This window comes from Dictyobacter sp. Z7_2, from assembly GCF_057551105.1.
Genome location: NZ_BAAJPE010000002.1, coordinates 1,927,349 through 1,941,004 on the forward strand (window position 1 = coordinate 1,927,349; position 13,656 = coordinate 1,941,004).

Here is a 13,656-nt window from a genome sequence, read left to right on the forward strand (position 1 = left end):
TCCAATATTTTGCTACACTCCATTCAATAAGATGCCATTGATTTTAGAGCATCATGCCAGATACTCTGCGGGCTGGATACGCCAGTATCTTGTTCAATGTATCAAGCACAAGAGGGGTTTCTTACCAGAGATAAAGGTTGAAATCAGGAGATATCTTTGGAATATATATCGAAAGATGCAAATAAAAGGGATGCCATTGCCTCACTGGATGGCGTGCGCGCTTTTGCCTGCCTGAGTGTTGTCGCTTATCAGATTAATAATTTGACACAACATAATCATGTCTGGAGCACGCAAAGCGTGGGACCATTGATCGCAGCGTTCGCGCTAGCAGGTTCATCTGGTGTGACGCTTTTTTTTGTGCTGTCGGGATTTCTCTTATTTATGCCTTACGCAAAGTCACTGCTTTTCGATATGCCGTGGCCGGAGGCTAAAAGATATTATTTGCGGCGTATTTTTCGTATCTGGCCTGGATACTATATTTCTTTGCTGATACTCATCCTTGTGGAACACCAGGAATATTTGAACCCAGATCACAGGCATCAACTTCTGCTGTTTCTTACTTTCTTGATGGATGCCAGCCCAAAGACATATCAGGCAATTAACGGTCCCCTCTGGACACTGGCCATCGAATGGCAGTTCTATATGCTTCTCCCGATCCTGGCAATTGGATTACGTAGGATTGTCCAGCGTGGCTCATTACAGAGGCGTCTTGGGGCACTGTCGCTTAGTTTATTGGGATTGATTATCTGGGGATTGGCAACGCGCTACTGGGGTCGTTCCTGGCAAATGTATCCGGCACAACCGGGCATCCTTCCCGCACAGCTCCATCACATTGCGATTTTCTTCCTCTATGGTCAAGATGGTAAGTTTTTGGAAGACTTCGCCATCGGGATGCTCACCTGCATGGTCTATATGCTAGCGCAACAACAACCTCAGCATCTTCTCAGCCAGCTATGTGAGAGATATAGTCGATGGATCTGGGCAAGCGGAGTGCTCTGGCTCTTTTTTGCCATCATCTGGCCCTATACATCCTTACAACATCCACTCGCACCCTATCTTGGCGCACATAACTTTCTCTCGGAGATTAGCTATGCGCTTGGTTTTGGATTGTGTATCCTGGCGTTGTTGCTGGCCCCAGCAAATCTCAGAAGAGGGTTTGAATGGGGACCAGTGCGCTGGGTCGGTCAACATTCATATGAAATGTATATCTGGCATCTTCCATTCATCCTCTTTTTTAGCTCATATGTGAGGCCACTATTCTATCCCTGGAATCCTTATCTTCTCTACGGAACATTCTGGCTCTGGGTTCTCTGTACTGCGCTTCCCTTCTGCTATAACTTCTACAACTTAATCGAGAAACCCGGTATCAATCTCGGCAACAAGATCATCAGTTATAGAAGACAAGAGGTCCTTTACACAAATAAGTCTGGCAGGTCAGCCACACTTTGAATGATACGCGTGTGGCGAGATTTCCCCAGCGCCACAGCTGTATGGGCGCCGCTCAAGACGCCAACGACCTCACCACAGCCAGCATTGGAGCCTTCATCCATATCAGATGGAGAATCACCGACCTTCATGACCTGATGCACATCCTGGATATCCAAGCGCTCCATAGCGCGAAAAATCATGTAGGGTGCGGGACGACCTCGCAGCACATCGCTGGAAAAGATAGCCGCGTCGACCAGGTATCCGAGCCAGTTAAGGCGCTCCAGGATAATGCCTCCAACTTCAGCCTCAAAACCTGTATCGAGAGCTACTCTAATACCACGCTCTTTTAAAAAGATAAATGTCTCCTCCGTGCCGGGGATCGAGCTCACATTTTGTGCATACGCAGCTTTCATCAGACGAATAAATGTAGCCAGAGCCTTCTGGGCCAAAGGCTGCGTCTCAGATGAGGTATGAGCAAAACGTCGCGCAACTAACAGTTCAAAGACTTCACGTTTATTCATACCCATCAAAGCGTTGAGCTCCTCAGGTGTTCCTGGCAAATCATGCACGCGGGCAGCCTCGATCAAACAAGCCAACACACGATTGCCAGTATCATCGATCGTCGTCCCAGCCATATCAAAAACAACCAGCTTGATTGGTCCCATCGATACACCTTCCTTATTTCACACTTATATAAGTCATCGGTCAGCCAACCATGCCCGCCAATGCACCGATGAGAATAAACAATTACCTATCAGCTAGACAGCTTCTTGAGCTATTTGTTGCACGAAGGCTGCTTCTTCGGTATCGAGGAGCAGAACCTTGCCAGCTTGTGGATCAAAAGAGACACCAACTGTCTGCCCAACACTGTAGAGTTGAGCATCCTGATGCGTCAGATCGGCAGTCAGCAGCAATTGATCATTAATGCGTATGTGCAGACGAATATAAGCTCCCAGAAAAGTGCGCAACTCAACTGTGCCCGTAAGAGTATTCTGTTGTTGCTCACCTGAGCTGACGCTCTGCACGCGCAGGTTCTCCGGACGAATGATAAGTAAGATGTTATCTCCATCACGACGCTGTGGCTGTGGAGCGACATGAAAGGTATCACTGCCTATCTGACAAATCCCCTGTTTTGCTGAGACGAGTTGTCCACGAAATTGATTGCTGATACCTACAAAAGTAGCCGCAAAGGCGGTCTGTGGAGCTCCATAAATATTTTCTGGCTGATCAAGTTGCTCGATCTTCCCTCTGGCCATCACAGCAATACGATCCGAGATCGAAAGCGCCTCTTCCTGATCATGGGTAACATAGACAGCTGTAATCTGGAGTTGCTGCTGAATACGGCGCAGTTCGGTACGCAATGAGAGTCGAACTTTCGCGTCCAGAGCGGAGAGAGGCTCGTCAAGGAGTAGGACTTTGGGCTGGACCGCTAACGCTCGCGCAATGGCGATACGTTGTTGCTGGCCTCCAGATAATTGATGCGGATAACGATTACCCATCTCGCTCAAACCGACCAGATCCAGAAGTTCAGCACAGCGCTTCTGAATGGCGGACTTAGATTGGCGTCGAATATTCATCCCAAAAGCAATATTTTGCTGCGCAGTCAGATGAGGAAAGAGCGCATACGATTGAAACACCATCCCCATCGAACGTTTACTGGCTGCACGATAAGTAATATCCTCGCCCTCCAACCAGATAGTGCCGGTCGATGGCGTCTCAAATCCAGCAATCATGCGCAGGATAGTTGTCTTGCCACAACCGCTTGGCCCCAACAGAGTCAGAAACTCGCCCGCCTGAATCTTGAGATTCAATGGATTCACAGCATTAAAGCGTCCAAACGACTTCGATATATCGGTCAACTCTAGAAAAGACATCTCGTTCTCCTTAGCACAAAACACGAGGATACTACACGGCACCAGCATCAATCGTGGTCGAAATGTTTGTACGCTTGCCGCTTTTATCACGTACCAGCACAATAATTGCCAGAGTACAGACTATGATGATAAAGAAGCTTACAATAGTCAGCCAGGCAGCTTTGTGTGGATCATTCTGTCCAGTCTGGTTCAAATAAACCGGAAAAGTATAGATACCAGAAAGAGATGCAATGGTAAACTCGCCCATCGCTGTCGTAAAAGTCAGCAGTGCGGCATTGGTAATGCCGGGCAGAATGTTAGGAAGAATGACAGTAAAAAACGTTCTCCACCAATTTGAGCCCAGGCTCGACGCTGCCTCTGAGAGCACGTTGGTATTGATGGCACGCAAGCTATTGTCGATCGGACGATAGGTAAAGGGTAAAGCAATAATGACATAGGCACAGATCAATAGTCCCTCAGTATTCGCAATGGTAAAAGGTGGATTGCTCAGCAGCGGTACCAATCCCAGCGACAGGATATTGATCCAGTTGGGAGCGCTGCCAAATAATTCCAGATAGCCGAGCGAAAGGACAATCGGTGGGACAGCGAACGGCAGAAGCGAGAGGATGTCGAGCAGTGGACGCGCTTGAGGGAGTCGCAATTGGACCCAGTAGGCCGTCGGAGCCACCAGTACCAACGCCAGCAGCGTCGAAGCCACAGCCAGACCCAAAGAAAGCAAAAGCGTGCTCAGAAAATCGCTATCGCTAAAGACATCGGTAATCACACTCAGGCTGATAGAGTTACCAGTAAAAAAAGCAAATACGAAGGTCGCAACTAAGGGAACAAAAAGATAAATCACAACAAGGATCAGGATGAATGTATCCACTCCCCACGATGTCCGCTTAGCTACAGTATTATGTTGTTTCATAGCCATACACCCCTTCTATCTCTTTTGCCAGATGCTGGCACGACGCAACATGAATAAATAGAGGGAGATCGCGATGCAGAGGACCAGTATCATACCAACGGCCAGAGCGTTGCCCAATCCGACATCGATCGTCACATTGCCAGCCACCACAAAGCTGATCAGGATAGTAATCAGATTGATATTTCCCTGTGCTAAAGCATAGGCAGTCGCGTAAGCTCCGAAGGCATTTGCAAAGAGCAGCATGATCGCCGCAATTAAGGATGGTAAGAGAATCGGAAACGCCACCTTGCGCCAATACTGAAATTGCGATGCTCCCAGGCTCGTTGCAGCCTCTTGCCACTCCGGTCGGAGAGCAACCAGGGCCGGAACCGTGATGAGAATCATCAGAGGAAGCTCAAAGTAGACATAAATCAGCACCAGCCCCCAGAAGCTGTAGAGGTTAAAACCCAGATCATAGATCGACAGATGAAAGACATTGTGTAGTAGCACCGTGACAAATCCGGTCACACCAAGTGTCGAGATAAAGGCGTAGGCGAGCGGTACACCGGTGAAGTTGGCCACGACGCTGGAAAAACTGGTCAGAAAATTGCGTATCCAGGGAACGCGCAATCGACTCAGGCCGTATGCAGCAAAGGGACCGATCAAACCGCTGATCACGGCCGTGATCAGCGACAACTCAATACTTGTCTCAAAGGCGTGGATAGTGCTGGATTGTGTCAGTAGGCGTTGGTAATTGTTCAGAGTGAGGGCTTGCTGATCATCAACCAGGCTTCCTTGCAAAATAATTAAGGTTGGCAGAATCTCAAAGAGAAAACAGAAAAGCAAAAACGGGACTAAGCCCAACCAACTGATAGCGGTATATCCCCGTCGCACTCTGCTTTTACGTGGCTCGGCTCGTGTTGGCACCAGATCTGAAGATGATGACTCTAGCGGCTGCGGAACTTGAATATCCATTATCTCTCTTTCTAAAAGATACAAGTGCGTGGATACGAGATCTACCGACAATAGCTCTCGCTCCACACATATAGCCTGTACACAGAAAAATCTAGAGCAATAACGGTAACATCTACTGTCCCAGCACCTGTGATTGCCAGTTATTGGTCAAGGCAGTAGAGGCACTATCCAATTTTTTCAGATCGGTCACAAACTTGACATTGTCATACTCGGTAGCCGCTGGCAACTTGGCAGCCAGATCTGCAGGGACTTTGCCTGTGCTAACCAATTTCTTGTAACGCGCCGGATGAGCATAGCCTTTAAGGAAATTGAGCTGCCCTTCATCAGAGAAGAGATATTCCATCCAGAGGCGAGCAGCGTAAGGATCAGGAGCCGTCTTGTTAATAAGAGAGACATAGGGACCAGCAATCGAGCCATCTGAAGGGATAAGAATCTTCAGGTTCGGCTTACTTCCCAGCTGATCGCGGAAGCCCAGTCCCAGATAATCCCACATAACCGCAATAGCCACTTCGCCCTTTGCAATATTAGCCACATTCGCACGAGCGGCCGTGAAATTGCCCTTTTTCTTCAATTGAGCAAAGAATTCAATTCCCGGCTGGATGCTATCCAGGCTACCAGAGGTAGCCAGAGCAGCTGAATAGACGGCCATAAAAGCATCATTCGCTTCGCGTGGATCGCCATCAATGCCAACCATATTTTTGTAATTGTTACTCAGCAGATCCTTGAAGGAGGTGGGCACCTGCTTTACCAGATCTGTATTGACGACAATGGCTTGAGCTCCCCAATATTCAGTGCACCAATTGCCATCGGGATCTTTTAAATCATCCTCAATATCAGCCCAATTCGCATGCTTGTAGGGCGTAACCAATTTCTGCGCGACAGCCTGAGGACCAAATTTGAAACCGACATCACCAATATCGCCGTGGGCATGGATCTTTGATTTGGTGAATACCTCCAGCTCTTGTGCCGACGAATATTCAGCTTCAGCTTTGTACTGTACTGTTACATACTTGGAGGAGTAATCTGCCAGGATATCTTTATAGTCGGCCCACTCGGGAGGAATACCGATCGCCTCAAGCTTTCCTTCCTTTTTAGCATTGCTAATCAGGGTTTTCATGTCAATAGGCCCGGTCATATTGGTAGCAGGCGTGGTCGAGGCAGCGGTGTTCGATCCACAGGCGGCCAGAAAGGCGGAAAAAGATGCAGCGGTGAGGCCAAGCGCACCTGCGTTTTTCAGAAAGGCGCGACGTCCCAAAGATTCACTAAACTGTGATAAAAATTCCAGATCGCTCATGATGATAAATACCCTCCGATTGCTTTCAAACGAAAACAGATAGCGGACATCATCAGATACGGTAGAACGAAGCGTGGATAAAGATCCATGCGACGCACAACGTGCATCCTTAATGCCTGTTAAAGGAGGAAAAAAAGAGCGCTCGTAGTTAAAGCAGAAGGTACAGAGAAGAGGTCTATTTATGGATATCTAATCGTATCCAAGCCAAGTATAGGGTAGCTGTGAGGAACTCAACAATATATATTTTAACTATACTAGAGATATTTCCTATGGTCGTTTAGGCCACTTTTTAAGCGTACAATGCTACTTTATCATGTTAAGCCAGGAATCATCTAAATTTAACATAGGAGCACAAATCACTTAAAGTGAGCTTAATCTTAATCCTCTATAGTTCTGAGAGCAGAGAGAAAAAGAGAAATATGTAAAGCAGAAGTTAACGCTCAGAAGCAGATCTATTTTAAACGACCATCTATACCTCGTCATGATAACAGTGCCGTTGTCATACGAATGGTTCTCACTTACACCAGGGTGAATCGAACAAATAAAAAGGCAAGGCTGTGAGCGCCTTGCCATGAGAGTTCTTCATTATTTATTTGAGTGATCTATCTGGTTCTATATGCAATTACTTTGCGATCGCCAGGATATCAAGATTTGTCCAGGATGATGTTGGCTCGCCATAGGATATTGGAAGTTGCGCAACTGTATTCATAATGCGAGCAACCATATCAGCAGGTGGCGTAAATTGTTCTAATTGTTCAAACATGGCATCAACATCACTGTCATCAGTAAAATCAATATCGATCAAATCTAAAGCTATGTTATTCATAAGAACTCCCTCTACGTTATTCATCTTCGTTATCTGTTTTTAACACGAATAACCTTAGAAAGAAGTTTCATTTTTTCCAAGCTTTCTCAGAATTCATTAAGAAAGCATCAGATATGCTAAGCATGGGATTCGTTGAGCTCGGGTTTCCAGTGACTTGCCATGGCGGTACGCAGCAACGGACGCGCTCGCTGAAAGTAGGTCTTGGCTGTGGCTTCAGGCATACTCAATGTTTTGCCAATTTCGGAGAAGCTGAGTTGACCGGCATAACGTAACAAGACCACAGAACGAAATTTGGGTGGTAAAGCATCAATCGCGCCACGCAGCGCCTGTTGGAGATCGCTACGCTCAGCCATCTCATCGGGCAAGGGCTGATTATCCGGCATGATGTCGAGTGGGGAGAGATCATCGTCATCGTGATTAGCGTCTAGCTCAGAAAAATGAATCGAGCGTTTGCGGCGCAGCTCATCCAGACAGCGATTGCGTGCAACCTGAAATAACCAGGCTTTCAATGGCTCACCTGTACGTAACGTGGGCATAGAAATGTAGAGCTGTAAGAAAACTTGCTGCGAAACGTCGCAAGCTTGATCATAGTCGCCCAATAGATGACAAATAAAATTAAATAGTGGCGTATTATAGCGTTGCACTAATAATTCAAACGCGCTCTGATCTCCTGACAACGTTCGTGTGACTAACATGCCATCAGTGATTTCACCAGGCTGGGTCTTCTGAACCCGTGTGCGCTCTTTAGTTTGCATAATGAACAACCTCACTTTCTTTTGACTTCTGTAGTATAGATTTTCCTATGCGAAACTGCAAGCATTTTTGAGCTTATAAATCCTATAATTGAACACTCTAAGCATAATTTTAGGAGATTAAAGCTACCTTGGTATTACCTTAAAAATTTCTAAGCTTCGACAATTAGTCTTTTTCTTATCGATTTCTTATCTAATTCTAAGGTTATTGAGGATGTTAGTTGAGGTTTGATAAGAACAAACTTGCTCTTTCTTAGAATACGTATCAAGTCTATGAATCTGATACACCCGACTGATCCACTCCTGCTGCGCTTTAGCCACATGTGGATAACTATGTGGACAAACGTTCTAGAATGTGGATAACTTCCAAAAAGTGAGAGAGGGCAGTTCGCTCATAGGATCAGACAAGCTAACCCCTCTCACCTTCCACGGCAAGGCTTTAATCCATTGGCGTATCCGCATAGAACTGCTGCTGGCCAGTTTTATCTGGCTTATCAGCTCCCGATGGCGGCGTAGCTTTTTTCTTGGCTGGGTCATCTGGATGAAGGTTCTTATTTTGAGCCTGTGGACCATGAGGATCGGGCTTCCCTTCACTATCATATTGCCCCTGTCCATATTGACCTTCGTTTCCCTGTGCGCCATAGATCTCCTCTGGCGAGGGCTGGCGAGGCTTCTCTTGCTGCGTATCTGTCATCTCCAATGACCTCCTTCATAGCTAAACGCATCTATGCTTAACAAGAAGAAATATATCTTCTCTCCATATAAGGCACGCAGCAGTGGACATAAAAGATACAGTGAGAAACGCAATCAGTCTTCGTCAAGGACAAATGAGTGGGGATTTAAGATATTTTGAGGGTCCCATCGTTGTTTCAAACGTCTCATGATATCCAGGCTGGCGGGTCGATAATCCCAACGCTTGAACTGATTCCGGCTCGCCTCAGGTTGCGCCGCGATCACCGCATATCCTCCCAAAGAGCATGCTCCCTGACGCAGTGTCTCTAGCCACATACGCGCTTCTCCGGGACTTACAGATTGACGCATCGCATAAATCAGACCGCTAGCACAATCAATCACATATGAACCAGCACACAGCCATGCCGCATACTGTTCCAGATAAAGAGCAACATCTTTAGCCGGCAGCCCAATACGGACGATAAAAGCATCGGAGTCAATGCTCTCACGGATAGTTTTCAACCATAGCTCAGTACCCGTAAGCTCATCGTTTACCAAAGGAACAGGAGCAGAATAACCTTGCAGCGCCTTCTGAACTTGAGATAGCTCAGCCTCAACATCCTCGCGTATCCCCTCCGCCGTATACGCCAAGAGATAAGGACTGGCATCTAACTCCTCAATCCCGGCAGGTCGGTTAGCCAGTACCACAGCCGATGCGTTCAAAGCCAGGCCCATCATCTCCTGAGCCCAACGCAAGCCGCTATGTAGATCGGTCACGGGAAAGAGTAAGCTCCTCCGTAGGCGAGGTTGAGTAAATACCTTCAGCGAAAGATCGACCATCACTCCCAGTGTCCCATGCGAACCAACAAAGACTTTAGTGAGATCGAAGCCAGCCACATTTTTGACAAGAGGTCTGCCAGTCCGAATGACGCGCCCATCGGCCAGAGCGACGGTGGCACAAAGCACAATATCTCGTACCGATCCATAATGCATCCGCAAAGGAGCATTGATATTTGTAGCGACCAGGCCTCCAATCGAAGTCCCGGGCCACGGCGTGGCTAACGGAAGATACTGGCCGTGCTCGGATAAGAATTGCTGGATCTCTACCAGAGGAGTACCTGCACCAACTGTGATATAAAGATCCTCAGGAGCATACACCTTGATGCCACGCAGTGCGGATGTACTCAGTTGAGAGGAGACCAGCGTAGTTTGTCCAGTTAACGCAGAGCTGGTAATCGTGAGCGACTGACGCGCTTGGGAGAGAGCCTGAAGCTGTTGGGCCGTTTGCTCAGCCGATACTGGTGTATAACCCTCGCTTGTAATCTCGGGCCGGGGAGCAACAAGTTGATTAAGGGGAACATAGCCGCGATACGGAAGTGCTTGATCCTGGTCAGAGGGTGGAAAAATCTTACCGGGATTTAAGATGCCTTGAGGATCAAAGACCTGCTTGATATCCCACATGGCCAGCATTTCGGCTGGATTATGCATCAAGAGCATGAAATCGCGCTTCTCGATACCAACTCCATGCTCACCAGTGATACTGCCTCCCATGGCCACACAACATTTAGCCATCTCGCGAGCACTCGTATGTATGCGTCCCATTAACTCTTGATCATCGGGATCGGGCACCATCAGGTTCGGATGCAAATTTCCATCTCCCGCATGGAAGACATGTCCCATACGGAGGTGATACTCCTGGCCGATACGATTGGCCTCTCCAAGCATCTCAGCAAGACGGCTACGAGGCACGGTGATATCTATCGTATATTGAGCGGGAAATTCACGTGCGATTGCTCCGGCTGCGCTCTTACGTGCGAACCAGATACGAGCCCGCTCATCATCATCACGAGCCACGCGCATCTGCTTGCCACCAAACGCCTGTAAGATATCAATGATCTCATTGACCTGTCCATCCAGGCTCTCCATATAGCCATCGAATTCGACGATCAGGATAGCACCTGCATCCAGAGGCAGGCCAACCTGCGCAAATGGTTCGATCACACGTACGATCTGCTGATCCATCATCTCCATCGTAGCAGGAGTCAATCCGGCCGCAATAGTAGCAGAGACAGCGATCCCAGCTTGCTCAACCGAATCAAATACGGCTAAGAGAGTTCTCAGGGCTGGTGGTCGGCGCAATAAGCGCAAGGAGATAGAGGTGATCAGGCCCAACATCCCCTCGCTGCCGGTCATCAGGCCACAGAAATCGTATTCGGGATAATCAAAGGCCCGACCACCAAGCTTGATACTCTGACCGTTGGCAAACACGACGTCCATCCCGGTCACATAATTCGTAGTGACACCGTATTTGAAGCAGTGCGGGCCACCGGAATTCTCGGCGACATTGCCCCCCATCGTCGACGCACGCTGACTTGAGGGATCAGGAGGAAAATAAAGATTCATCGTCTGTGCACGCTCGTCCAGGCGCAGATTGATCAAAGCGGGTTCGACAACCGCGCTTCGTCCCAGAGCATCGAACTCGCACAGACGATTCATATGCACAAATTCAACGATGATGCCACCACGATCCGCAACTGCACCGCCTGAAAGTCCAGTACCAGAGCCGCGAGCAATCAAGGGCACATCATAGGTTGAAGCCCACTGTATGATGCGCATCACCTCTGCTGCTGTCCGAGGAAAAACCACGCCGACAGGGACACCTCTATCCAGACCAGCATCGACCTCATAAGCGATCAAAGCAGCCCTGTTCGTCAGCACTTGTCCGGGAGACAGAACATTCCTGAGAGCATGTAAAACGTTCTCTTTCAACATGACAGCACCTGAGCCTTTCTATTCTTATGGCTTGAGCAGTTAAAAATACGCGTTGTCTCCGCGAGCCAGAGCCATGAGCATGCGTGGAAAATAAGCGGTAGTTCTGTGGATTGTCTGTTGGCTACGCTCAAAGTATAGCATGGAAAGATTCTCTTCAGCAAAAGAGAGCAGGAGAGGAAAAAGAGAGGAGATACTCTTATTCAATAAATAGGGGAGAACTAAACTTAATGAAATCATTATGAGTCGTACGAATTTGCACATAAGGGTGGATGACACATGGAACAGTGAAACAAAAACAACTGCCTTCTCCTGGAATTCCTTCACTCTCTACCCATATCCGACCACCCATCGCCTCTACAAATTGTTTACTCAGAAAGAGACCCAGACCCGAACCTGGAACCCGACTAGCTTGTTCACGGGGCAGGCGCACAAACTGCTTGAACAGCAATGGAATCTCATCAGCGGAGATACCAGCGCCAAAGTCCTTCACTTTGACGCAGATTTCTGGCGAGGCGTGGAGAGGATGTACGACCATACCAAACAAGGCTGCACTGATAATAATGGGTGTGCTCACAGGGACATATTTAAAAGCGTTGGATAACAGGTTGCGCAAGATCTGACGTAAATATTGAGCATTGGCCTTGACGACCACATAATCCGGGATATCGACATGGATAGGATGCTCTTGCAATGTCTTGGGATCGAAGCGCTCAAGGACTTCAAAGAGGATATCACGTATGGGTATCTGCTCAACAAACAAAGACTCGCGTTCTTTCTCTTTGCTCATCGTATCCAGGACATTATTGACCAGAAGTTGAAGTTCGTCACAACCTTGCATCGCATGCTGCAAAAAAGCGGTACGCATCTCACTCTCCAGCTGGTTGCCATATTCAAGTAACAGTTCAAGATAGCCATAAATAGCAGTCAGGGGAGTACGCAATTCATGATTCACTTTTTGCAGAAACTGATCTTTGATATTACCCGCATTCACCTGCTCCTCATGCGCTTCGGCCAGCTCAACATAGAGCCGATCAGAGAGCACAATGTCAGCCCGCAGCGAATTGACAAACCAACCAACAAATAAGAGCAAACAACCGTTGACACCGACACTGACAAGGGATGGTACTGAGGGTAAAACGCTCTGAAAGAGCGCATAGTAGTTGATCCACGCCACCAGCAGAAAAACACAGATACAGATAAAGAAGCCAAACCAGGAGAACATCCAGGCCGCCAATACGACTGGCACTACTAATAGGATTGGATTATGATTGAACCAGGGTACGTAGAAGACCAAGCACAAGGATATAAGCACCGACACTACTGTCAGGCTTATTTGAACTAAGTACGATGTATTCAGTAGAAAGCGGAATACAGCATTTGGATAGCGCACGCTCTCCTCCACTTCGTTGCGGTAGAGCCAGCCAAAAGCCCACTATATTAAATATATCTATAAATGTTTATGCACGAGATTAAAAAAGTATGTTTTGTTTTACCATCCATAGACTATATTACCATGCCCATATTTAAATTGATACGAATCAATCTTTTTAGGCTATAGATAAATGATCCATAAAGAAAGCCACGATGAATAGGCTTATCCTGGCTTTCTTTATCAATGATCACCCAGGGGCTCCACAATCGATCTGATTAAAAAACCTACTTCTACGCCGCTCTCCCTGATAAGTTACTCGGCACGACGATACGGCACGGTAGCAGTAAAAGTTCCAGCGACTTTAACATCATCACTTTGATCTTTGGCTTGCACTTTTCCTTTAATGTAGCCCTGTCCATCAGCTTCATATTTCTCAGTGATGGTACCAGTACATGTAATAACATCGTCGAGATGAGTCATCCCCTTGAAGCGCACGCCAAATTTGCGTAGCGCTTGTGGGCCAACATAGTCGCTCAACATCTGTCCCACAAAGCCCATGATCAGCATACCATGCGCGATAATGCCGCCAGTGCCAATCTCCTCCCCCACCTTGGGATCTGTATGCAGCGGATTAAAATCACCTGAAGCTCCCGAATAACGCACGAGTTGCTGATGTGTCACGGGGGCTTTCACCAATTGAGGAATCTCTTCACCTACCTGAATATCCTCGAAATAACGCCTGGCTGGGATATGCGCTGATGTTGTCATTTCTTTTCTCCTTTTCTAAGCGTACACTGTTTTCAAA

12 protein-coding genes are annotated in these 13,656 nt (G+C 47.6%); 1 reads left to right on the forward strand and 11 read right to left on the reverse strand.

Going from position 1 to position 13,656, the window contains the following annotated elements; all coding sequences use genetic code 11:
* The first annotated feature begins 156 nt into the window (after window positions 1-156).
* Window positions 157-1,449, forward strand: a complete 1,293-nt coding sequence (locus AC27N8_RS21600) for an acyltransferase family protein (protein ID WP_487069471.1) — start codon at window positions 157-159, stop codon at window positions 1,447-1,449.
* Here AC27N8_RS21600 and AC27N8_RS21605 read toward each other — a convergent pair.
* From AC27N8_RS21605 to AC27N8_RS21655, 11 genes are all read right to left on the reverse strand, one after another.
* Window positions 1,413-2,093, reverse strand: coding sequence for an HAD family hydrolase (locus AC27N8_RS21605; protein ID WP_487069472.1), 681 nt, complete (start codon window positions 2,091-2,093; stop codon window positions 1,413-1,415). The genes AC27N8_RS21600 and AC27N8_RS21605 overlap by 37 nt on opposite strands.
* Window positions 2,094-2,186: 93 nt before the next feature.
* Window positions 2,187-3,302, reverse strand: coding sequence for an ABC transporter ATP-binding protein (locus AC27N8_RS21610; protein ID WP_487069473.1), 1,116 nt, complete (start codon window positions 3,300-3,302; stop codon window positions 2,187-2,189).
* Window positions 3,303-3,333: 31 nt separating this feature from the next.
* Window positions 3,334-4,209: an ABC transporter permease gene (locus tag AC27N8_RS21615; RefSeq protein WP_487069474.1), complete on the reverse strand. Its 876-nt coding sequence runs from the start codon at window positions 4,207-4,209 to the stop codon at window positions 3,334-3,336.
* Between the two features lie 15 nt (window positions 4,210-4,224).
* Complete coding sequence (locus AC27N8_RS21620) at window positions 4,225-5,163, reverse strand: ABC transporter permease (protein WP_487069475.1); 939 nt, start codon at window positions 5,161-5,163, stop codon at window positions 4,225-4,227.
* 112 nt (window positions 5,164-5,275) lie between these two features.
* The gene (locus tag AC27N8_RS21625) at window positions 5,276-6,457 is read right to left on the reverse strand and encodes an ABC transporter substrate-binding protein (protein ID WP_487069476.1); all 1,182 of its coding nucleotides are present in this window, start codon (window positions 6,455-6,457) and stop codon (window positions 5,276-5,278) included.
* Window positions 6,458-7,079: 622 nt separating this feature from the next.
* Entirely contained in the window at window positions 7,080-7,283 is a 204-nt protein-coding gene (locus AC27N8_RS21630; RefSeq protein WP_487069477.1) for a hypothetical protein, read from the reverse strand.
* 116 nt (window positions 7,284-7,399) lie between these two features.
* Window positions 7,400-8,038, reverse strand: coding sequence for an RNA polymerase sigma factor (locus AC27N8_RS21635; RefSeq protein ID WP_487069478.1), 639 nt, complete (start codon window positions 8,036-8,038; stop codon window positions 7,400-7,402).
* A gap of 436 nt (window positions 8,039-8,474) precedes the next feature.
* Window positions 8,475-8,729: a hypothetical protein gene (locus AC27N8_RS21640; RefSeq protein WP_487069479.1), complete on the reverse strand. Its 255-nt coding sequence runs from the start codon at window positions 8,727-8,729 to the stop codon at window positions 8,475-8,477.
* A gap of 113 nt (window positions 8,730-8,842) precedes the next feature.
* Complete coding sequence (locus AC27N8_RS21645) at window positions 8,843-11,479, reverse strand: FAD-binding oxidoreductase (RefSeq protein WP_487069480.1); 2,637 nt, start codon at window positions 11,477-11,479, stop codon at window positions 8,843-8,845.
* A gap of 196 nt (window positions 11,480-11,675) precedes the next feature.
* Entirely contained in the window at window positions 11,676-12,869 is a 1,194-nt protein-coding gene (locus AC27N8_RS21650; RefSeq protein WP_487069481.1) for a sensor histidine kinase, read from the reverse strand.
* Between the two features lie 294 nt (window positions 12,870-13,163).
* Window positions 13,164-13,619: a MaoC/PaaZ C-terminal domain-containing protein gene (locus AC27N8_RS21655; protein WP_487069482.1), complete on the reverse strand. Its 456-nt coding sequence runs from the start codon at window positions 13,617-13,619 to the stop codon at window positions 13,164-13,166.
* Window positions 13,620-13,656: the final 37 nt, after the last annotated feature.